This window comes from Paenibacillus sp. JL3B1040 (genome assembly GCF_057063165.1).
The window spans coordinates 2584427-2606366 of record NZ_CM169317.1 but is presented as its reverse complement, the minus strand read 5'-3'; the positions used below and the strand labels follow the sequence as shown (position 1 = coordinate 2606366).

Annotated in this window: 20 protein-coding genes; 6 read left to right on the top strand and 14 right to left on the bottom strand. The window is 57.5% G+C overall.

Features of this window, described 5'->3' with window-relative positions; all coding sequences use genetic code 11:
- Positions 1 to 7: 7 nt before the first annotated feature.
- Genes ACZF99_RS11645 through ACZF99_RS11630 form a run of 4 tightly spaced genes read left to right on the top strand, consistent with a single transcriptional unit; the run spans position 8 to position 3209 of the window.
- Positions 8 to 1006, top strand: a complete 999-nt coding sequence (locus ACZF99_RS11645; protein ID WP_483611930.1) for a multicopper oxidase domain-containing protein — start codon at positions 8 to 10, stop codon at positions 1004 to 1006.
- A 44-nt stretch (positions 1007 to 1050) separates the two neighbouring features.
- Entirely contained in the window at positions 1051 to 1626 is a 576-nt protein-coding gene (locus ACZF99_RS11640) for a DUF2249 domain-containing protein (protein WP_483611928.1), read from the top strand.
- Between the two features lie 13 nt (positions 1627 to 1639).
- A complete protein-coding gene (locus tag ACZF99_RS11635; RefSeq protein WP_483611926.1) occupies positions 1640 to 2881 on the top strand; it encodes a hypothetical protein in 1242 nt (413 codons plus the stop codon).
- Positions 2882 to 2909: 28 nt separating this feature from the next.
- A complete protein-coding gene (locus tag ACZF99_RS11630) occupies positions 2910 to 3209 on the top strand; it encodes a metal-sulfur cluster assembly factor (protein ID WP_483611924.1) in 300 nt (99 codons plus the stop codon).
- Between the two features lie 127 nt (positions 3210 to 3336).
- Here the strand turns inward: ACZF99_RS11630 and ACZF99_RS11625 are convergent, their stop codons facing one another.
- From ACZF99_RS11625 to hrpB, 8 genes are all read right to left on the bottom strand, one after another.
- Positions 3337 to 3720: a cupredoxin domain-containing protein gene (locus ACZF99_RS11625; protein WP_483611922.1), complete on the bottom strand. Its 384-nt coding sequence runs from the start codon at positions 3718 to 3720 to the stop codon at positions 3337 to 3339.
- 108 nt (positions 3721 to 3828) lie between these two features.
- Positions 3829 to 4476, bottom strand: a complete 648-nt coding sequence (locus ACZF99_RS11620; RefSeq protein ID WP_483611920.1) for a response regulator — start codon at positions 4474 to 4476, stop codon at positions 3829 to 3831.
- A complete protein-coding gene (locus ACZF99_RS11615) occupies positions 4451 to 5311 on the bottom strand; it encodes a sensor histidine kinase (protein WP_483611918.1) in 861 nt (286 codons plus the stop codon). The genes ACZF99_RS11620 and ACZF99_RS11615 overlap by 26 nt, the downstream gene beginning before the upstream one ends.
- A gap of 164 nt (positions 5312 to 5475) precedes the next feature.
- A complete protein-coding gene (gene nagE / locus ACZF99_RS11610; protein ID WP_483611916.1) occupies positions 5476 to 6942 on the bottom strand; it encodes an N-acetylglucosamine-specific PTS transporter subunit IIBC in 1467 nt (488 codons plus the stop codon).
- Between the two features lie 33 nt (positions 6943 to 6975).
- Positions 6976 to 7473, bottom strand: a complete 498-nt coding sequence (locus ACZF99_RS11605) for a PTS sugar transporter subunit IIA (RefSeq protein ID WP_483611914.1) — start codon at positions 7471 to 7473, stop codon at positions 6976 to 6978.
- 294 nt (positions 7474 to 7767) lie between these two features.
- A complete protein-coding gene (locus ACZF99_RS11600) occupies positions 7768 to 9858 on the bottom strand; it encodes a glycosyl hydrolase family 18 protein (protein ID WP_483611912.1) in 2091 nt (696 codons plus the stop codon).
- Between the two features lie 414 nt (positions 9859 to 10272).
- Positions 10273 to 11664: a group II intron reverse transcriptase/maturase gene (ltrA, locus tag ACZF99_RS11595; protein WP_483611910.1), complete on the bottom strand. Its 1392-nt coding sequence runs from the start codon at positions 11662 to 11664 to the stop codon at positions 10273 to 10275.
- A 545-nt stretch (positions 11665 to 12209) separates the two neighbouring features.
- On the bottom strand, positions 12210 to 14972 hold the full coding sequence (gene hrpB, locus ACZF99_RS11590; RefSeq protein WP_483611908.1) for an ATP-dependent helicase HrpB: 2763 nt from the start codon (positions 14970 to 14972) through the stop codon (positions 12210 to 12212).
- A 175-nt stretch (positions 14973 to 15147) separates the two neighbouring features.
- On the opposite strand from hrpB, the gene ACZF99_RS11585 reads away from it, so the two are divergent.
- Both ACZF99_RS11585 and gluQRS read left to right on the top strand, forming a co-directional pair.
- Positions 15148 to 16500 carry a hemolysin family protein gene (locus tag ACZF99_RS11585; protein ID WP_483611906.1) on the top strand — a complete coding sequence of 451 codons (1353 nt, stop codon included), beginning with the start codon at positions 15148 to 15150 and terminating at the stop codon, positions 16498 to 16500.
- A gap of 117 nt (positions 16501 to 16617) precedes the next feature.
- Positions 16618 to 17583: a tRNA glutamyl-Q(34) synthetase GluQRS gene (gene gluQRS, locus ACZF99_RS11580; RefSeq protein ID WP_483611904.1), complete on the top strand. Its 966-nt coding sequence runs from the start codon at positions 16618 to 16620 to the stop codon at positions 17581 to 17583.
- A 32-nt stretch (positions 17584 to 17615) separates the two neighbouring features.
- Here the strand turns inward: gluQRS and ACZF99_RS11575 are convergent, their stop codons facing one another.
- From ACZF99_RS11575 to ACZF99_RS11550, 6 genes are all read right to left on the bottom strand, one after another.
- The gene (locus ACZF99_RS11575) at positions 17616 to 17981 is read right to left on the bottom strand and encodes a DnaJ family domain-containing protein (RefSeq protein WP_483611902.1); all 366 of its coding nucleotides are present in this window, start codon (positions 17979 to 17981) and stop codon (positions 17616 to 17618) included.
- A gap of 165 nt (positions 17982 to 18146) precedes the next feature.
- On the bottom strand, positions 18147 to 18956 hold the full coding sequence (locus ACZF99_RS11570; RefSeq protein WP_483611900.1) for an SDR family oxidoreductase: 810 nt from the start codon (positions 18954 to 18956) through the stop codon (positions 18147 to 18149).
- A gap of 99 nt (positions 18957 to 19055) precedes the next feature.
- Positions 19056 to 19691: an ABC-2 transporter permease gene (locus ACZF99_RS11565; protein WP_483611898.1), complete on the bottom strand. Its 636-nt coding sequence runs from the start codon at positions 19689 to 19691 to the stop codon at positions 19056 to 19058.
- Entirely contained in the window at positions 19684 to 20553 is an 870-nt protein-coding gene (locus ACZF99_RS11560; protein WP_483611896.1) for an ABC transporter ATP-binding protein, read from the bottom strand. Before ACZF99_RS11560 ends, ACZF99_RS11565 begins: the two co-directional genes overlap by 8 nt.
- A gap of 2 nt (positions 20554 to 20555) precedes the next feature.
- Complete coding sequence (locus ACZF99_RS11555) at positions 20556 to 20939, bottom strand: GntR family transcriptional regulator (protein WP_483611894.1); 384 nt, start codon at positions 20937 to 20939, stop codon at positions 20556 to 20558.
- A 136-nt stretch (positions 20940 to 21075) separates the two neighbouring features.
- Complete coding sequence (locus tag ACZF99_RS11550; RefSeq protein ID WP_483611892.1) at positions 21076 to 21900, bottom strand: hypothetical protein; 825 nt, start codon at positions 21898 to 21900, stop codon at positions 21076 to 21078.
- Between the last annotated feature and the right edge of the window lie 40 nt (positions 21901 to 21940).

The window sequence follows — 21940 nt, the reverse complement described above, 5'->3', positions numbered from 1 at the left end:
ATGTCTCATGAAATCACGGAACATCCCCAAGTGGTTGTTGCTTAGTTTGTCCGGCCTAGTCATGCTGGCGGCCGCCTGGTTTGCGTTCCCGAAGGAGGATGCCCGGGTCGATGAAGCCGCCCCGCACGAGGAAGCGCCGCATATCCATCATCCGCCCGTCGAGCCGGTCGTCCATCGCGAGGGGAAGACCGTACGCATCGAAATGACCGCGCAGCGGACCGACATAGAGATCTCCGAAGGCGTCTTTTACAATGCCTGGACATTCAACGGTACGGCGCCAGGTCCGGTCTTACGCGTGAAGCAGGGCGATCAGCTGGAGTTTACATTACAAAATATGGACCCGGAAATGCCGCATTCGATGGATTTCCACGCGGTCCACGCCGCCCCCAGCCGGAAGTTCGTCGAGGTTATGCCTGATGAGCAGGGAACGTTTACGTACCCCGCGAACACGCCCGGCGTATTCATGTACCACTGCGGAGCAAGTCCGGTGCTGCTTCATGTAGCCAACGGAATGTACGGGATGATTATCGTTGAACCGCAGGAAGGTTACCCCACGGATGCGAGTATCGACAAAGAGTATACCATCGTCCAAAGCGAATGGTATGCGGAGAACGATATGGACGCTTTTCAGCAAGGCAATCCGGAATATGTCGTATTTAACGGCGATGACTTCACTCTGAAAGAATATCCCCTCCTCGCCAAGGTCGGCGACAAAATCCGGCTATATGTCGTCAACGCCGGGCCGAATCACGTGTCCTCCTTCCATGTGGTTGGGACCACCTTTGATCGCGTGTATCTGGACGGCAACCCAAGCAACGTTCTGTACGGCATGCAAACCGTGTTGCTTCCGGCCGGGGGAGGCGCAGTTGTCGAGTTTACCGTCACGGAAGATGGCGATTATCCGATCCTCACCCATCAGTTGAACGACGCTTCCCTAGGAGCATCTGCCGTCCTGCGCGCTACCCGGGACGGATTGGATCATGGAGCGCCGGCTATGAGCCATTAAGCTGTGAAGTCCTAATTGTAAATTCATGAAAGAGGTGAAGCCCTATGGATCAACAAGACGCCAAAATCGTGGAACTGGACGTCCGAGAGCAGCTCCGAAACAAAATGGAGCCGTTCCAACTGATCATGGATACCGTAAAAACACTGGAAAAAGACGACATCTTCGTGCTGCACGCCACCTTCAAACCTACGCCGTTGCTTGGGTTTCTGAAAATGAAGGGCCTTGTCGGCAAATCAACCCAGCACGACAAAGAACATTGGGTAACCACGTTTGTCCACAAGAAAAATAAAGCCTGGCTGGAGGACGAAGGCGAGAATGCGCCAATGAAGCTACGCCGGTCCGAGCCGGCCGATGCGGCGAAGGCGGCCCCGGAAGCGTCGAGCCTGCCCGGCAAGTCCTCCGCTAACATCATCGAACTTGACAATCGCGGCCTTGAACCACCGCAGCCGATGGTACGTACGCTGGCCGCCCTGGACCGCTGCAAACCGGGCGACGAGGTGCATATTCACAACGACCGGGTACCGGTGTTTTTGATCGAGGAATTAAACGGTCTAGGCTGCACCTATACGGTGGAAGAACAACCGGACGGAAGCGCCAAAGTCCAAATCCGCAAACCTTAAGGAGGTGAACCCGATGCCGGCCATGTCCCGTCTGCCCTTTTTGTTCATCGTTACGGGAATCTTCGGATTCGTCCTGTTTCACGCCACCTCGCTGATGTCGCTCACGGGCTGGATCGGCGAGGATATACGCGGCCCGGCCGGCTGGTTCCAGGTCCACCTGTTCGTGCTGGGCTGGGCGACCATGCTGGCCATGGGCGCCGTCTATCAACTGATCAACGTGATTTTGCAGTCGAACATCTACAGCGAGCGGCTCGGGTACGTTCATTACGCGCTGTTCAGCGTAGGTCTGTTCGGACTGCTGTTCGGCTTCATCCAAGGCGATACGTATTGGATCGGCGGTTTTGCTACGCTCGCCTTCTCGGGCATCGTCCTGTTCGTCTGGAACCTGGCAGCTACGCTGCTGCGGGCCGGCACATGGAACCCGATCACGATCAGCACGGCCTGCGCGGTGCTGTATCTGCTGCTCACCGGTTTATCCGGGATGGCGATGGGCATCAACTTTGCGGTCGGTCTATATAACGATCTGCACGAAAATCTGTTTGGCACCCACATTTGGCTCGGTACATTGGGCTGGTTCGGACTGTTGATCACCGGATTCAGCTATAAGCTATTGCCGATGTTCTATTTGTCTCATGATTATCCGACCCGTTTGGAATACGTTGTCTTAGCGTTGTGGAATGCAGGAGTTCTGCTGGGCGCGGCTTCTTTCCTGTTCGGCTTGCCGGCAGGTTGCAAAGTCGCGGCGCTGCTGCTGATTGTTTTGGCCATTCTCGCTTACAATGCCCACCTGCTGCAAATCCGCAGGAAGCGGCACAAGCGCAGTCCGGGGGCGGGCATTGAGTGGACGGTAACCGGGAGCCAACTCCTTGCCATATTTGCCGTCATGTTCGCGGTACGGGCGCTCGTATCGCCCGAACATCTGCTGGACACCCGTACCGTGCTTACCGCCGGCTGGGTTTACTTAAGCTGCTGGGTCTCGTTTACAGTGCTTGGATACGTGTCCAAAATCGTGCCGTTCCTATGGTGGACCCACAAATACGGCAAACAGGCCGGCCGCCCGGGAACGCCGGTGCTGGCCGATCTGCTGGACGAGCGAAAAGCGAATCTCGGCTTAACTTTGATCCTTGGCGCAAATATGACCGTCCTTGTCGGCCTGGTTAGCGGTTCACAGGTTGTCATCGCGGCCGGAGGCGCCGTGTTGTCCATCGTATCCGTCGCTTACATTGCCTTGATCGCTTTGGTTTTTGCTCATTAACGACCATTCAAATCGGAGGTTGATTGCCATGAATAAAATTGAACAAATCCGCGAAAGTCTGCGTGAAGTTTACGACCCCGAGCTGGGCGTCAATATCGTCGATCTCGGGCTGGTTTACGATATTCGGGAAGATGAGGATCGCGTCTACATCCAAATGACCTTGACCACGCCGGGTTGCCCGATGCATGATACGATCGTCGGCGGCGTCCGATGGGTGCTTAACGATCAGTTGGGAATCCAGAACCCGGAAATCGATATCGTATGGGAGCCACGCTGGTCGCCGGAGCATATGTCGGAGGCGGCGAAGGAGCAGTTGGGGTATTTTTGATCCCGGGTTTGCGGCATCCTGCCCGCTGTCTTTGCAGGATAATCCCTTTTGCTCAGAGAGCGACAAAGCGCCAACCCCTATATCAAAAAAAGCTGGCGGCTCATCACAAGATGAGGCCGTCAGCTTTTTATTTCACAATAAAGGTGCCTTTCATTTCCTTATGGTTTTTGCCGCAAGAGATGTTGCAGGAAAACTCGAATGTCCCGGCTTGATCCGCCGTAAAGGTGATCGATTTGCCGCCGCGGACTTCCTTATTGTATCCTTTGATTTTCAGCGAATGCATGCCCTGCGTATTTTTCAGCGTAATCCGCACCGTGTCGCCCCGCTTGACCTTGATTTCCGTCAAGTCATATCCCGATGGGCTGGCATGAACGGTGAATGATTTAATCGGTCCTTTCGCTTCCGCCGCCGGCTCCGAACCGCCGATATAGCGCCCCGGGGCGTCGGCGCAAGCCGATAGCAGAAGCATCCCGCCAAGTAAGCAGACAACCGCAACCAGACGGTGATTCATCGGCTTCTCCCCCTTCTTCAACTAAGAGCTATTCTCAGTTTAGACCGGGGAGAGCCCCCGGCTTGTGATTTCTATCACAGTATCTGCAATCCACATCATTTCGCCTCATCAACCCCGCCGGTCGATCCACCCTTGTTCCAGAGCATATCGCGTCAATTGAACGCGGTTTTCCAAATGCAGCTTCTGTAAAATGTTTTTCAAATGGTTTTTCACCGTCTGGTCGGAAATGTGCAGCACCCCGGCGATTTCGCGATTGGTCATCCCCTGGGCCACCCAGCCGAGAATTTCCCGTTCGCGGGCGGTGAGCGGGGGGTGTTCTCCGCTTTCTTTTTTGTTCACCGGAAACTCCTGCAAAATACGCAAGGCCAGCTCACTGGACAAGGGCGCTTCATCGCTGGCGATGGCCCTTAAATACTCCAGCCACGTCCCGGGCTCCAAATTTTTAAGCAGGTACCCCTGCGCCCCTTGCTTCAGCGCTTCAAACAAATGGGCCGCGTCATCCGACACGGTGATCAGAACGATTTTCACGTAAGGGTAACGCAGCTTGATCTCGCGGGTTGTCTCCAGGCCGTCCTTGCCGGGCATGCGGATATCCATCAAGATCAAATCGGGCATCCACCGCTCCGTTTGGGCAATCGCCTCGTCCCCGTTTTCCGCGTAAGCAACGATTTCGAACGTTGCGTCCTCGGCCAAAATCTCCCCGATCGCCTCCCGCGCGTGCGGATGATCGTCAACGACCAAGACCCGAACTTTCATCGTCAATCCCTCCTCCCCTAATTTCGATCGTCGTACTTCCTTGCCGGGAGGTTATCTTCAGTTCCCAGCCCATCTCGTTTGCCCGCTCCCTTATAATCCGCAGGCCGTAACGGCCTTGATTCGCAGCCTCTTCCGGCATAAAACCGCATCCGCGATCGGCAATCTTCACGACGAAGTTCCGCGCATCCCCGGATGCCGCGATCTCGACGTCATGCACGCCCGCGTGCTTCGCCACGTTGATGACCGCTTCCCGCAGGCAGGATAACAGTTCCATCTTCGCCTTCGCCGGCCAGCGCGCTTCCTCCAGTTGCCAATCCAAACGCAAGGCAAGTTGCTGTTCGGCGGCAATCCGGCGAACGAGCGCAGCCATGGAAGCTTCCTCCGTTTCGCCTTCCTTCGAATCCGGCGGAATACGGAGGTCGGAAATCGCCTCCCGCACATATCGGTTCACTTCATGAATCGATTTGCGAAGCTCGTTCCAGTCGTAAGCTCCGCCAGCGGATTGCTGCTGACGTTCTGCTCGGTCCACCTTCACCGAGAGCAGGAATAAGGATTGGGCTATGCCGTCATGCAACTCCCGGGCAAGCTGCTCTCTCTGTTCCAGCCGGACTTTCAGCGCCCTTTCCCGCTGCAGTTCCTCCTGCATGCGTTCGAGATAGGCAAACCAGCGGTTCAGCAAGGTCATGCTCACCGCGAATAAAATAATCGGCGTCAATACATTGCCAAGTTCCATTGAAACATACGGCATGAGAAATTGGTGGCGTACCACTTCCCACACCCCGACCACCAGCGTCGGGACGATCAAAATCAGCCACTTCGTGAATTTGTAGGACATCATTTTTCCCCTTAAATCGTTTTCCATCGACTTAACTTTACATAACTCGGGGACCGAATGGCAAGATTTAGACCGAATTTTGAATCCTTTCGCTGGGTTGAGCCGTAAAAATAAAAAGCAAGGCGGAGTGCGATTCCGCCCTGCTATGCCATACGTGCGTTGCCTTACAGCATTTTTTTAATGTCGTCCTTGATCGCTTCGGATTGCGGTCCGAACACGACTTGGACTGCGCCTTTGCCGAGTCTCATGACGCCCGATGCGCCCAGCTGTTTCAAAGCGGCATCGTTGACCTGTTTATCGTCCTTGACGATGAGGCGAAGGCGGGTAATGCACGCATCCACGGACTCGATGTTATCCGGCCCGCCGATGTTGGCCAGAATTTTGGCCGAACGGTTGTCGCCGCCTGCCTTGCCTGTTCCGGCAGGGGTGTCCTCTGTCGCTTCGGCAATGTCCTCGGCGTCTTCGCGACCCGGGGTTTTCATATTGAACTTGACGATCATAAAGCGGAAGAGCGCATAGTAAACGACCGCCGTAACAAGACCTACCGGTATGAGCAGCAGCGGCTTGGTCGAAATTTGATAGTTGATCGCGTAATCGATGAATCCGGCGGAGAAGCCGAAACCAAGCTTCATACCCAGCGCATAAGTTACGTAAGCTGCGATCCCCGACAAAACCGCGTGAACGGCATAAAGCAACGGAGCGACGAACATAAAAGCAAATTCCAACGGCTCCGTAATCCCCGTCAGGAACGAAGCCAGCGCGGCTCCCAGAAAGATGGAGCTGACCATTTTGCGTCTTTCCGGTCTAGCCGTATGAATAATCGCAAAGGCTGCGGCCGGAAGACCAAACATCATGATCGGGAAGAAGCCGGTCATGAACATGCCTGCCGTTTTGTCGCCCGCGAAGAATCGATGCAGGTCGCCGTGAACCACTTGGCCGACCGCATCGGTAAAATCGCCAATTTGGAACCAGACGATCGAGTTAATGATGTGGTGAAGTCCAAACGGAATCAACAAACGGTTGGCAACGATATGAATGGCCGAACCGATACCACCCAAGCTGGTAACCCAATCGCCAAAGATATCCAGCGCGTTTTGGATCGGACCCCAAATCAAACCGAAGATCAAACCAACCACGACCATCGTCACCGCGGTGACCATCGGAACAAACCGTTTACCGCCGAAGAATCCTAACCAATCCGGCAGCTTGATATTGTGATACCGTTTGTAGAGATAGGCCGAAATACAACCTACGATAATCCCGCCAAGAACGCCCATGTTTAGTTTGGTATCGGCGGATTGCATGAGTCCTGGGAAAATGCCGGGCACTCTTTCAAGCACGTTCAGCAAAATCAGATGACCGATAACTGCGGACAAAGCGGCTACCGCGTCGCCGGCCAAACCGATCGCCACGCCGACAGCAAAAATGAGCGGAAGATTGTCGAAGATCGTTCCCCCACCTGCCGCCAGGAATGGAGCGATATACGTGTTGAGGAATCCCCCTACCCCATCGCCCAGGTGAAAATCTTTGATGTAATCGATGCTGCCGAATCTGAGCAGAATTGCCGCTGCAGGTAGTGTTGCTACCGGGAGCATCAGTGACTTACCGATTTTCTGGAGAAAAGCTAGCATGCACAAACCATCCTTTCCTTGACTTATGAATTTTTATTGTAAAACCGCCTTTAAAATGACGCTGCCGCCTGCCGTCACAGGACCGGTGATCGTTTCCACGCTGTTCGTCACTTCTCCGGCGTTTGTTACTATGATTGGCGAGATCGCCGGATAACCGGCTTCGCGAATGCCCGCGAGATCGAACTCGATCAGCAGTTGACCCGCTTTCACGGTATCTCCTACGGTCACATGGGCGGTAAAGCCCTCGCCTTTGAGCGACACCGTATTGATCCCAAGATGGAACAGAAACTGCAGGCCGGACGGATGCTCTATCATCACCGCATGGCTGCTTTTGATCACATGAACGATTTTGCCGTCAAACGGGGCCACCAATCGCCCCTCGCTAGGTTCAACCGCCAATCCCGGCCCCATATGGCCCCCGGCGAACGCTTCATCCGGCACTTGAGTTAACGGCACGGCTTCCCCGGTCAACGGCGACAGGATCTCTAATCTTTTACTCTCGGTGTTTTTCTTTCTCCATTTTGTGAACAAATGGCTCTCCTCCTAACTTTCTACCTATATTCTGGCAAATTTGCGAGTACGATATGCCTAATCCGAAGCACCGGTGGAAATGGGCGCAAAAAAATAAGAGCCAAGAAAAGAGGCCTATAAAAGATAGGTCTGCTTTCCTTGGCTCATGCCCATTTGGATCAACGGTAACACGCCAAAAGTCATTTGGTTTTCGGTTATGTGACTATAATAATTCAAGCTTTGTCAAGCGTCAATAGAAAAATTGAAAGCGTTCACGCAATGTCAATTTTTCGGGAAGTCCAGGGTTTCTCGGCTTCATTGCGCCTGGAACAAGGCCGGCACTTTGTCCGGTTCCCAACCGGGCAGCGAGGTGTGGGCTTGAATCACTTTATAGGTTACACCGTTATACGTCACAAGTTGATTGACGGCGTATGCGGTGTAAGGCGCCCACGCCGCCGGGTCGGTCCCTGCCGGATCCGTCATTACGGTTACTGCGCTGCTGGCGGCCGAACTGTTTCCGGCCGCATCCTTCGCCTTAACGGTAAACGTATAGGAAGTCGATGGCGCAAGGCCGCTGATCGTTGCCGTCGTCCCGGTTACGGTCGTGGCCAGTTGGTCGCCGTTATACACCTCGTAGGCGGTCACGCCCACGTTATCGGTCGAAGCGCTCCAAGCCAGGCTGACGCTGGACGAAGTTTTGGCCGTCACCGTAAGGTTGCCCGGTGCGGTCGGAGCGATCGTGTCGCCCGTATTGCCTCCCGGCTCGGTTGTTACCGTGAGCGGTGCGCTGGGCGGCGAGACATTGCCGGCAGCGTCCCGAGCGACAACCGTAAAGGTATACGCCGTGGTCGGCGCAAGCCCGCCGATCGTTGCCGTCGTCCCCGTTACGCTGTCCGCTTGCGCTCCGTTCCGGAAAATGTCGTAACCGACGACGCCCACATTATCGGACGAAGGCTGCCAGGTTAGCGTTACGGAGTTGGCCGTTTTGGAGGCGGCCGTTACGCCGGTTGGCGCGGATGGAGCGATCGTATCTCCCGGAGGCGTTACGCCGCCGCCCAGATCGCTTCTCAGCTTCGTTTGCAGCGTTTTGTTGCGGTCGCCGCTAAGCTCCCAGAACATCGCGCCGGCCAGGCCGTGGTTCTTGATATAGTCGGTTTTAAAGCCGATCGACTGCGAATCGTCATAGGTGATGAAACGCCGATTGGACGGATTGTACAGGTAAGGAACTTTGGCCGTATCGTTCCAATAACGGGTATACCCGTTTTTATTGATATAGTTGGCTTCCAGGTCGTAGTAATCAAACGAGCCGGCTTCCCAGGTTCCGACGGACGAAGCCCCGCTGGCACTCTGGTACTGCCCGTTGCCCGCATTGTTCACGCCATCCCAGCCGCGGCCGTAGAACGGAATGCCAAGCACCAATTTGTTCGCGGGTACACCGGCGTTCAAGTGGCCTTGCACCGCGGCGTCGGCATTGAATGCCGAGGCGCTGGGCACGCCGGCACTGCCTGCCGCCGGATCGTAGTACAGCGGCGCATTGTGGGCTGTAATCTGCTGCCAGCCGCCGTTGAAGTCATAAGTCATGATATTGATCCAGTCGACGATAGAGGCGATATTGCCAAGCTCCGTATTGCTGACGAAGGAAGGCGAAGCCCCCGACGCGATCGTCAGCAAATATCTTTTGCCGTCGACGGCTCCGGCCGCATTCAACTTGTTCCGAATTTCCTGCAGCAGCTTCGTATAGTTCTGCTTATCCTCCGGACGATAGCTATTGCCGGGCAAACCTCCGGCAACCGGATACTCCCAGTCCAAATCGATGCCGTCGAAATTGAACTTGCGCAGGAAGTCGACGGCCGAGTTGGCGAACGTTTCCCTCGTAACTTGGCTGGCGGCCACATCGCTGAACCGGTTGGACCAAGTCCACCCGCCCACCGAGATGATCGTCTTCAGGTGCGGGTTCGCTTGCTTCAGCTTATTCAATTGATGGATGTTTCCGGCGATCGGCTGATCCCAGGTGTCGCCGGGAAATTGCTTGCCGGTATCGATCCAGGGATCGCCTAATACGATCGTGCCGTTAGGTACGTTGATCGTCTGCCCTTTCTCGTCCTGCGTCGGCCAGGTTACCGGATTCGGCCCGGTCGGGTCCGGATTGCCGTGCCGGCCGTCCCAGGCAATATCGGCAAAAGCATAATTGATATGGGTGATTTGGGAGGCGTCGATATCAAAAACATTAAAATTGCGAGCATACGCCCCCCAAGACGGATAATAGGCGACGATTTTATAGGGGTCGGCTGCCTCGGCGGCTTTCGGTTGGAGCAGTCCTCCCGGGAGCAGCAGAGATACGGCGAGACAGGTCATGGTAAACAGCTTCCACTTCTTGGCGAAACTTCGGGTTCTTATCGAATGCATCACTAAACCCCTCTCTTTCACATCGAAATTGGAATGCAATAAAACTAGCAGCAAGAACTCTGGCTGAATCATCCCGATCGGGCCCGAGACACGGGTCTTGCGTCTTCGTCAGCAACTCACCTTTCCTCTTGAATCCCCATTGGGTTGGATTCCTGACTTGGTCTCTTCTCTGCCTGCCGCAGCCGATCACCTCCCAGCAATCAACAGCACACTTCATCCCCGTAAGCCCCCAAAGCTTGTCCCGGCGCCAAAAGGAAATCTTTGGAACGCTTACAAATCTATTAAATCATAATAGATTTGGCGATTAAAGGATAAATTTCTATTATTTAATCGAATTCGCGGTTCGCAAAAATCGAGTAGGAGGGGGCGGCTAGCCCCCGTCCTCTCACACCACCGTACATGCGTTCCAAAAGGTTAACAAAGTTCCAAATAACGAGAAAGCAAGCTTTTGAGCCCTTTTGCTTCCCAGTAGGAAGTCGGAAGGGCATTATTTGTGTTTCTGGACATTTCCCAGGCTCCCCTTCGTGAGTTGGCCATCTTAAAGGCAGCCCATCCCGGAACGCCAAGAGCACGTAACTCTCGGAGACGGGTTCGTACCCGTTTCCATTGTTTCCAAAGGCACATTCGGAGTCTTCTTCGAATCCACTGGTCGAATCTTTCGCAGTGCCCCTTCGCTGAGGCTAGCCGAAAGTATCCCATCCAGCCCATAAGGTATCGGTTCAATTTCAGAATCCGTTCTTCCATCGCCATGGGCCGGGTACGGTTCGTTAACTCCCGGATTTTCTCCTTGAACCGGGAGATCGTTTTAGGAGCTAGACGAATCGTTGCCTGTGAGTTCGACAGGAAACTAAATCCCAGGAACTTTCGGTTCCACGGACGGTCTACCGCGCTCTTATCCCGATTCACTTTCAATTTCAGCTTGCCTTCCACGAAGCGAATCACCGATTCCATAACGCGTTCCCCTGCTCGCCTGCTCGCTACAAAGATGTTGCAGTCGTCCGCGTAACGAACAAACCTCAGTCCCCTCTTTGTCAGTTCTTTGTCCAGATCATCGAGTAAGATGTTCGCCAGAAGCGGACTTAGCGGGCCGCCTTGCGGGGTTCCCTCGTCCGTCTTCTGGCAGACGCCACCTTCCATCATTCCGGCTTCCAGGTAAGCTCGAATCAGCTTCAAGACTCGCTTGTCTGTCACTCTCCTCGCCACTCTTGCCATGAGAATGTCGTGGTTCACCCGGTCAAAGAACTTCTCCAAGTCCATATCTACGACCCATCGCAGACCGCTTTGGATATATCGCTGGGCTTGCTTCACGGCATCGTGTGCTCTCTTCCCCGGTCTAAAGCCGTAGCTGTACCATGAGAAGTGGGCATCGAAAATCGGGTTCATCACTTGCAGAAGTGCTTGTTGAAGGAACCGGTCCATCACGGTCGGGATGCCGAGCGGCCGCAGGCCGCCTCCGGGTTTGGGAATTTCCACCCGTCTGACGGGCAGCGGTCTGTACGTCCCCGTTAGAAGTTCGGCTTTCACCGTTTCCCAGTATGTTTTCAGGTAGGCCTGTAGCTCCGCTACCGTTACACCGTCCACGCCGGGAGCTCCCCCGTTTTGTACCACTCGCTTATAGGCGAGTCGGAGGTTTCCTCCTTCGAGCATTCGCTCCAACAAGTCGTTCTGGTCTTTGCGAGAGGAAGGGGCGATTTGTGCCGTCGAAGAACTCGGCACTCCAGCATACCCTGGCGGCTTCACCGCTTCTCTTTGCTGGCAGCTCCCTTTCGGGATATTCGGCTGTCTTTGCTCTTCGCGCGAACGCATCGGTTTCCTCTCTCCTTTCGGTTCGGCCCTTCCGGTTTCCAGCGTCCCGTACTCCCGTACTATGGCCTCTGCTGACTCCTGCGGGTTCAGCACAGCCTCCCGACTGTGGTTACGAAGGAACTTCGCTCTTTTTTTTTTTTTCCTCCCGCAGGCCTCCCCAGATAAGAACGTCATCTTTCCGCCCGCGACCACTGGAGTTTACAAGATGAGCCCTTGGCGGCTTTGGATTTCGTCGTGTGCAGGCAACTCATCCGACTCATCCTGCCTCAAATCCAGTTCGTGTACCTTGGCCCGTGCTTTTGCCTCCGGCTTCCTCCGGATTCCGTCTCGCGACGGACACCCTTGCCCTTGGCTACGGTAGGCGCTCGCCAGCCCCCGTTCGGGACTTTCACCCTAGAGATGACGCCCATGCTGGGCGTACTGCAAAAAAACGCAGCGATCTCTCAAGATCGCCGCGTTTACGGTATGGGATTGCCCACGGTTAGGTCCATGTATTCGATTTTTCAACTTCATTTTGTCGGGAAACGTTGAAGTTTGGTCGAGGTCTAACGTTGTCCATCCGGCCGCACTTTCCGGGTTGCGGTCGCCTGAAGCGGGTCATCCGGCCAATAATGCTTGGGGTAACGGCCTTTCAGATCTTTTTTTACCTCGAAATACGTGTTTTGCCAAAAATTGCGCAGGTCCGCGGTCACCTGAACCGGCCGGCTGGCCGGCGATAACAAATGCAGCGTGATCGGAACCCGCCCGAACCCGATCCGCGGCGTTTCCATCATGCCGAACACTTCTTGAAGACGTACGGCGGCGTAGGGGGCTTGAGGCCCGTCGTAATGCACCTGGATTTTCGAACCGCTGGGGACAAGCAGGTGCGTTGGCGCTTCCGCGTTTAACTCCCGCTGCTGCGGCCATGTCAGCATGTTCTCCAGCATGCCGTATAGCGATAGCGCCTGCAAGTCCGCCCGCTTGCGGACGCCGGACAAATACGGCGCCAACCACACTTCGGCGGTCGCTGCCAGCGTTTCGTCGGAGACATCCGGCCACTCCCGGTTCAGGCGGTGCAAGAACATCAGCCGCTCCTGCAGCTTGCGGGCCTTCTCCGTCCACGGCAGGATGGCAACGCCTTTGGCGGCGACCGCATTGAGCAGCGCCTGCGTCATCTGCTCGGGTCCGGGGGAGGGATCCGGCTGCTCCCGCAACACGATCGCGCCGAGTGTCCGGCGGATTCTCGCCCGCACCGTACCGGAAGCGTCATCCCATTCCGCGCTTCGCTCCTCGGCGATGTCCGCCCCGTGATGGCGGTATACCTCCTCTTCGTCGAGCGGCGCCGCCAGCAGAATGCGCCCTTCCGTCCCCTCGTCGTCGACCTCGGCGATCGCCAGGAACGGCGAGAAGCCCAGCGAGTCCTTAAGGAGCAGTTGGGCGCCCCGACCGTTCCGCATTAGATACCGACCGTCCGGGCGGCGAATGGCGATCCGATCGGGATAGGCGAACGAAACGAGCAAACCGCAGCAGCGGTCAAGTTCCGGCTGAACGGAGGCGGAGGCCGCGCGGATGGATGGAGTTGAGTTGGTACGAATCGCCGCGGAAGGCGGCGCCTGATCGGCGAGCCCGTCGCCGGCCTCCTCTTCGCTGGCCGGCGGCTCGAAATCGGGGTCGTCCTCGGCCCCGGGGACGACCGGTCCGCCGAGCGCGGCGGACGAATCGGGCGAGCCGGGCGAGGCATCGCTGGCCGGCTCCGCCGATGCGAGCCGCTCCAGCTCGGCGAGCCGCTGCTCCCACTGGCGGGCGAGCGCGGCGACGCGCCGCAGCCCGTCGGCCCCGGGCTCCTGCGCCGCGGCGGCCGCCAGGCCGCTCCCGCCACGGGAGCCCGGGGCCCCGGCCGCGCGGCCGGACGCGGCCAGCACCAGCGCCAGCCGGCCGCGCAGGTCCGCGTCGCGGCCGGCCGGCCAGCGCAGCAGGTCGCGCTCTTCGAGCAGCGCGGCCAGCGCGCAGGCCGGCGCGCCGAGCCCAAGCTCGCGCGCCCGCAGGAGCATATGCGCCAGGCGCGGGTGCAGCCCGAGCGCGGCCATGCGGCGGCCGTGGGCGGTGATGCGCCCGGCCGCATCCAGCGCGTCCAGCTGGCGCAGCAGCTGGACAGCGCGCGCGTACGGCGCCGGTGGCGGCGCATCGAGCCACGCCAGCTCTTCCGGCGCGGCGGCGCCCCACGCCGCCAGCTCCAGCGCGAGCGGCGCGAGGTCCGCCTCGAGCATCTCCGGCGGCGTCCGCGCCGCAAGATGGCGGTCCTCCGCCTCGCTCCAGAGACGGTAGCACACGCCGGGCGCCGTCCGCCCGGCGCGCCCCCGCCGCTGGTCGGCGGAGTCGCGGGCCGCGTGCACCGTCACGAGCCGGCTCATGCCGGTGCGCGGCGAAAACAACGACGTGCGGCGGAGGCCGCTGTCGATCACCACCGCCACGCCGTCCACGGTCAGGCTCGACTCGGCGATCGACGTCGCCAGCACGACTTTGCGCCGCCCCGCCGGCGCGGGTTCGATCGCCCGCCGCTGCTCCGCTTGCGGCAGCGCGCCGTACAGCGGCGCCAACATGACGCCGGCCGGCAGCGCGCCCGCCAGCAGCGATTCGACCCGGCGGATTTCCCGCGCGCCGGGCAAGAACACGAGCACGCTGCCCTCGTGCGCCGAAAGTGCGCGGAACACCGCACGTTCGACCGTACGCTCCAACAGCTCCTTCGGCGCTCCCGGCGCATACACCGTCTCCACCGGGAACATCCTTCCCCGGCTTTGGACAACCGGCGCACCGTCCAGCAAATCGGCGATCGGTCCGGCATCCAGCGTCGCCGACATCACCAGCAGCCGCAAATCGTCGCGGAGCAGCTGGCGGCTTTGCCAAGCCAAAGCTAGTCCAAGATCGGCATGCAGGCTGCGCTCATGAAATTCGTCGAAAATGACCAGACCCGTTCCGAGCAGCGCCGGGTCCTGCTGCAGCATCCGCGTTAAGATCCCTTCGGTCACCACCGTGATCCGCGTCTTCGCCGACACCCGGCTGTCGCCCCGCATTCGATAACCGACCGTCTCGCCGACCGGTTCCCCAAGCTGGGAGGCCATATACGCGGCGGCGGCGCGAGCCGCTAAACGACGCGGCTCCAGCAGCAAAATCCGCTGGCCCTCCAGCCAACGCTCACCGAGCAGCGACAGCGGAACCCGCGTCGTTTTGCCCGCCCCGGGCTCCGCCAGCAGTACGGCGGTTCCCGCCCTGCCGAGCACGGTTTTCAGTTCAGGTATGACTTCATCGATAGGTAAAGGAAGCTTTGTCATGATTCTCTCCTTACGGGTTACACTATGAAAACATTTTACCATAGGGAGCAAGTCCCGCGAGCCCAGTCGATAGGACGGCCAACATGAGCTGGGTGGAGCGCGTGGGCCTTTCATCGTCGACAATGACGGCTGTTGGAGCGGTTACCTAGACGCAAGGGATTGGAGGAAAAACGCTATGATCAAACTGTTCGTCATTTTGCTGCTTATCGCCTTGACCGCGTTGTTCGTGGTCATCGAAGCTTCGCTGCGAACCCTGCACCCGTGGACTATCCAAGTTTGGCAGCGGGAAGGCCGCCGCGGCGCGTCCGCCCTCGCCGCCTTGTCGGAACGGATCGATCCGGCGTTGTCGGCCTGCCAGTTGGCGATTACGGCCAACTCGCTGATGCTCGGCTGGCTGGGCCAACCGGCCGTACGCAGCCTGCTTGCGCCCCTGTTCGTCCGGCTGCCCTTATCCGCATCCGTGGAAACCTTCTTCTCCTTTCTGATCGCCTTCGTGTCAATTACCTATCTGCATGTCGTGCTCGCCGGATTGGTTCCGCAAGTGCTGGCCGCCCAACGCGGCGAAGCCGTCGTTTTGGCCGTTGCCCGGCCGCTGTTGGGATTTACCGTCTTGCTGTCCCCGATCCTCTGGCTGCTCAACCGTTCCACCCGGCGAATCGTCTCGCTGCTTGGCCTTCAACCTGCGGCGGACTGGAGCGATGCGCGCAGCGAAGAGGAATTGCGGCTTCTGCTGAGCGAAAGCCTGGAAAGCGGCCAGATCAACAAAAACGAATACAGCTTCGTCAACCGGATCTTCGCCTTCGATGAGCTGTTGGCCAAAGACATCATGGTCCCGAGGACCGATATGGTCTGTTTGGATGCGGCCAAGTCGTACGAGGAAAATTTGCGGATCATTCGCCGGGAGCAATATACGAGATTCCCTGTCATCCGCCAAAATAAAGACGACATTATCGGCGTCATCAATACGAAGTCGTTATTTCTCGCCCCCGGGCATCAAGCGGACGTTCCTTTGACTTCGCTGGTCCGGCCCGTAATGACCGTCTCGGAGAATATCCCCCTGCCGGCTCTGCTGACCAAGATGCAGGCGGAACGTTCGCATATTGCCGTACTGATCGACGAATACGGTGGAACGAGCGGGATGGTTACGATCGAGGACATTCTGGAGGAAATCGTCGGGGACATCCGGGATGAATTTGATAGCGAGGAAGAGCAGGAAATTACGGAGATCGCGGCGAATCACCTCATAGTCGACGGCAAAGTTTCGATTTCGCTAATCAACGACTTGCTGGGTGCCGATTTGGAGGAAGCGGACGCGGATACGATCGGCGGCTGGATTTACGGGCAGGACCTAGATATTCAAGAAGGAACGCGGCTGTGGCATGGGGATTTGCGGTTTACCGTACTGGAGCGTGAAGACAGCCGCATCCGCAAAATCGAAATCGAAAAGCGGCAGCCGCCCTCTATCGGCAGTGCCCTCCCAACAGACGACGGCAATGCCCCCTCAGAGCCCGAAGAAACCCGCTTGTAAAGAGAGGATCGCGGTCCGAAGCGTCATGAGAAGCTTAAGTTAACCGTAAGCTATCCCTGAAATAAACACGCATTTTGCAGCAGAAAAGAAATCGATCATCCAAGGAAGTGAAGCCTCATGAAACGCGGACGTTTTGCGCCTACGCCATCCGGTGACATGCATTTGGGCAACGCCAAAATCGCGCTGCTGTCCTGGCTGCAAATGCGCGCGGCCGGAGGGGTCTTCGTGCTGCGCATCGAAGATATCGACACCCAGCGCTCCAAGCCGGAGATCGCGGAACGCATCCTCGCCGATCTTCGCTGGTTGGGGCTGGATTGGGACGAAGGGCCGGGCGCCTCGGAAGCTTCCGGGCCGTATCTGCAGAGCCGGCGTACCGGATTCTACGAAGAAGCGCTGGCGAAGCTTGCTGCGGACGGACGGCTGTACCCGTGCTTCTGCAGCCGGGCGGAGCTGTTGGCCGTGGCCGGTGCGCCGCACGGCTTGTCCTCGGAAGGGGCGGCTTATCCCGGTACCTGCCGCAGCTTAAGCCCGGAGGAGCGGGAGCGCCGAGCCCGGCACAAAGAGCCGTCGCTCCGGTTTGCGATCGGGCCGGATGCCGTCCGCTTCGTCGACGGCATCGCCGGGCCGCAGGCATTCCCGCCGGGAAGCGGCGGCGATTTTGTGGTGCGCCGGGCCGACCGGATGTACTCGTATCAACTGGCGGTCACCGTTGACGATGCGCTGATGGGCATCACCGATGTGCTGCGCGGCGACGATCTGCTCGACTCCACGCCCCGCCAGCTCCACCTTTACGCCGCGCTAGGCTTGACGCCGCCGGCATTCGCCCATGCCCCGCTGATCCTCGGCGAGGACGGGCGGCGGCTCGCCAAACGCCACGGCGACCTCGGCATCTCCGCGCTGCGCGCCGCCGGCACGAAGCCGGAGACGGTCATCGGCTGGCTCGCCTATATCAGCGGCCTGCTGGACCGTCCGGAAGCCCTGTCGGCCAAAGCGCTGATCCCCGGCTTCCGGCTGGACCGGATTTCGCGGGAGCCGTTTATTTTGACCGAAGCGATGGTGCGGCGGCTCCTCCCCGACACCTGACGGTCGCAATCATCCGGCGGGCGGAATCGCCCCTACTCCAGCTTCCGGCGGATCGCCTCTTCATACTGACAGAATGCCGGATTCGTCCGCAGGCCGCGCTCGTCGGCCAACAGGTTCAGCCGCAGCTGCTGCTCCGACAGTTGCTTCTTCAAAGCCTGCTTCTCCGGGCCGTCCTCGCAGGCGGCAAGCAGGTCGCTAAGCCGGACCATCTCTTGCTGCAGTTGGATTTCTTCCGGGACGTATCCGGCGTTTTTCATCAGCTTATAAGCCATCCGCAAATCCTCGGGAACCCCGGACAAATCCTCTATGTGCAGCGGCTTGCCCTTCCCGGGCAAATGATCGAACTCCCCGCGCGCCATCGCTTCCGCAATTTTTTGTTCCGCCAGCCATGACAGCATCCGGCTCCCTCCTCCACTCCTTTTTCTGTCTCTATCATACCACAGCCGCCAGCTTATTCCTCCTCGGCATTCGCAAATCCAAACCCGCCAAAAGAAACAAAACGCCTCCGCAAATTGCGAAAGCGTTCATAGTCTTATCATGCTTCCTCCCGAGGCAAAAAACCGTTATAACAGCGACTCTGCCCCGTCGATGACAATTCGGGCGCCGGTGATGTGGATCGCTTCCTCCGAGGCCAGAAATGCGACGAGATCCGCGACGTTCTGCGGCTGCCCCGGTCCGTCCGCCAAAGGCTGCGAGCCCTCCGGATATTTGACCGGAATGACGATTTCCTGCAGCTCCTTGGATTTCTCCGTCGACGCGTCGATGTTGGTGGAGATTGCGCCCGGACTAATGGCGTTTACGCGGATTTTGAATTGAGCGAGCTCTAAGGCCAGCATTTTGGCAAAAGCCACCTGCCCCGCTTTGGTCGTGCTGTAAGCCGACATCCCGAAGCCGGAAAACTTATCGTTGCCATTGATGGAGCTGGTAATGATGATGCTCCCGCCGCCCCGTTGTTTTAGATAGGGAACCGTATATTTTACGGTCAGGAACGTCCCCGTCAGATTGATGCTCAGCGTCTTCTCCCAATCCTCGAAGCTTAAGTCCTCGACCGGCGCCAGCTTGCCGTTGATGCCCGCATTGGCGAACACGACGTCGATGCCGCCGAAATGCTCGGCCGCTTCGCGAACCGCCTGCTCGACCCGCTCCGGGTTCGCCACATCGACGTCAAACGCCCGGGCTGCACCCTCACGGATGGCGTTGATTTCCCGCGCCGCCTGCTCCGTGCGCTCGTCCAGCAGATCGAACAGCGCAACTTGCGCCCCCTCGCCGGCCAGTTTCACCGCCGCCGCCTTGCCGATGCCGGAGCCGGCTCCGGTGATGATCGCCGTTTTCCCCCGGAACCGTTCGCGGTTCGTCGTCTGATTGCTTGTCATGGCTTCACACTCCTGAGATGAAAATGGGTTCTTGGGCGAAATCTCATCCTGCCTCTATCCAGATTACCCATTTTGGAGTGCTTTTTAGTCAAACACGGTTTATAAATCCCGGCGGGCAAAGATCGTTCGCGACACCGCAAACGAAACGACGACGGCCAAGCCGACGACCCCGACGCCCAGAAAACCGGCCGCTGCCGGATGCGCCTTGACGGCCGACGACAGCAGCAGCGTATCTTCCCCGCTCAGCAGACCGGAGGCCAGTTGGCTGCCGATCATGATGACGATGATCATCGCCACGTTCAGATATTGCGCGCCGTTCAAACCAAGCCAGTAGTAGATCGGAATATAAATCGCCATAAACAAAATCTGCGCGAAGAAGATGCCGAGCATTTGCCCCGGGTTGATCGCGACCGGCTGGCCATGAAACGCGCTGGCTCCGGCGTTTACCAGCATGCAGAATACGAAAGCGAGCAGCATCATCATCAAGGCGGAGGCGTATTTGGACAGAACAAGGAAGCTGCGGCGTACCGGCAAGTTAACCAGAAATTGTTGGCTGGACAACCGCATGTCGGCATTCAGTGCCAGAATCAGCACCATGCCCGGCAGCATGCCGTATAAAGGGGAACTGTCCGTTTGCACGAATCCGGAGAACACGATCGAATAAATGACCAACAACCAAATATATCGCTGCATCAGCAACATATCCTTGCGCACCAAATGAATCAGACTAGACATGAGCGACCCTTCCTCCTTTTGCCGTATAATACATGATCTCTTCCAGGGAAGGACGTTCCAGCAGCACGTTGTCGCCAAACAAGGCGCGAACCCGCTCCCGGTCCTTCGCCAGCGCTTCGAATCCGACCGCCGTTTCCCTAACGCCGATCAGTTCCCTGCGCACGTCCGGATCCAGGAGTTCGCCGCTCCCCTTAACGAGGACATAACGCTCCAGCACCTCGTCCTTCCCGTCCGAAAAAACCAGCTTCCCCTTGTTCAGAAACGTCACGTAGTCCGCGACCCGATCGAGATCCGTGGTCAAATGGGTGGAGAACAGGATCGTATTATTTTCATCCAAAATATAATCGGCCAGCAAATCGAGGAGTTCGCGGCGAAACACCGGATCCAATCCCGCCGTCGGCTCGTCCATAATCAGCAGCTTCGGATGATGCGCCAGCGCCATGGCGATGGCAAACTTCATCTTCATCCCTTTGGAGCAATCCTTGATTTTTTTGCGTCTCGGCAGCTCGAACAATTCCATGTATTTGGTGAACAAAGCTTCGTCCCAACGATCGTAAAAAGGAGCGACGATCCGCTTCATTTGTTCCATCGTCAGATACTCATAATAAAAATTCTCGTCGGAAATGTACCCGATCTGCTGCTTGTAGCCGCCTTCGTTCCCCGTGACGGCCTGACCCAGTACGGTCATCCGCCCCTCCTCCGGCAAAACCATGCCCATGATCGCCTTGATCACCGTACTTTTTCCGGCTCCGTTTGGACCGATCAGCCCGGTAATGTACCCTTGCGGCACGGCAAAACTTAATCCCGACAAAGCAAAGTCCCCGTAACGCTTAACGAGACCTTCCACTTCCAAAGCATTCATCCTCATGCTCCTCCTTCTTCGTGATCCAACAGTTTGATCCACTCGATCAACTCATCGGTTGACAACGGGATGCTGCGGGATTCCTCCAGGATTTCCCGAAGCTTGCTTTCCAGCGCCCTGAGCCGCTGCTCCCGGATAAACTCCTGATTCCCTCCGGAAACGAACGAACCCTTGCCGACGACCGAATCGATCAAGCCTTCCTGCTCCAATTCGTTGTAAGCCCGTTTCGTCGTGATGACGCTGATCTGCAAATCCTTGGCCAACTGGCGGATGGAAGGCAACGCCGTCCCCGGCGCCAGTCTTCCTTGCAGGATCGCATCGCGGATTTGCCTAACGATCTGCAAATAAATCGGTTCGCCCGAGGAATGGGAAAGCAAAATATCCATGCTCCACCTTCTTGATTGTTTTGTAATCAATGTATATATACAATATACACATTATTAACGGTAAAATCAATCCATCAAAACCAAAAACAGCTGCCCCTAATAAGACAGCTGTTCACCTTAAATTTAAATTTTGGTTTCACTCGGTTTCGGCCGGTTGCCGGAACCATTTCAGCAGGATCTCTTGAAATTGCTGACGGGGCGTGGGGGTTGCGATCATCCAGTCCTCCTCGTCCTTTGCGCTAAATCGGATCAGCCAATTCATGTGCGTGTTGTTCATGAACTCCATCTGCTGCATTTCCCAGCGTTTTTCCCGGTTCGCATAAAACCGGATTTCCCCTTGCGCGAGCGGGGACTTCATACATCTGGCCAAGGCGATGCCGCCTTCCTCATCGTCCGTCATGCCGGCGAGAAGAGCGGCCAGACGATGCGGATCCAAGTCGCGCGATCGGTTCTTGACCGCGTCAAACTGCTTCTTGGACATCATCAAAGCAGGGAGATCTCCAGGCGTCCGTGAGTTCCATTTCATCCGGCCGGCCAGCGCCCCGCTTAGCAGTCTTCCTCCGGTTGTCCGTTCAATCGACAACCCGTGCGCCTTCCCGGGCAACCGCTCCAAGCGGATGATCTGATTGCCGGTGATATGCAGATACTCCTCGAAGGTCCGCTTCCCGCAAGCATAGGTCAACCGGCAAGCTTTGCCTGCAGCGGATGCCGCAGCTAGATCGTCCATGACGTGCAGCGGCAGGCTTAGCCGATCCCCTAGTCCCGTCTCCGCCATATACCCCTTGCTTCTCAACGTCTCTCTTGCATCTCCGGTTTCCGGGTTCGGCATCTCCCGCAGAAAAACATGAAAGGGATGGCGAGGATCCAGCCATCGATTTATACCCAGCCGCTCCGCCAAATACAGCCATTCGCTCGCTTGAAGCACCACTTTTTCCTTGCGGGGGGAATCCGATATCAACATCCGTCCACCTCCTCAGATTGGGTCTTGCTTCCGCAGTTTG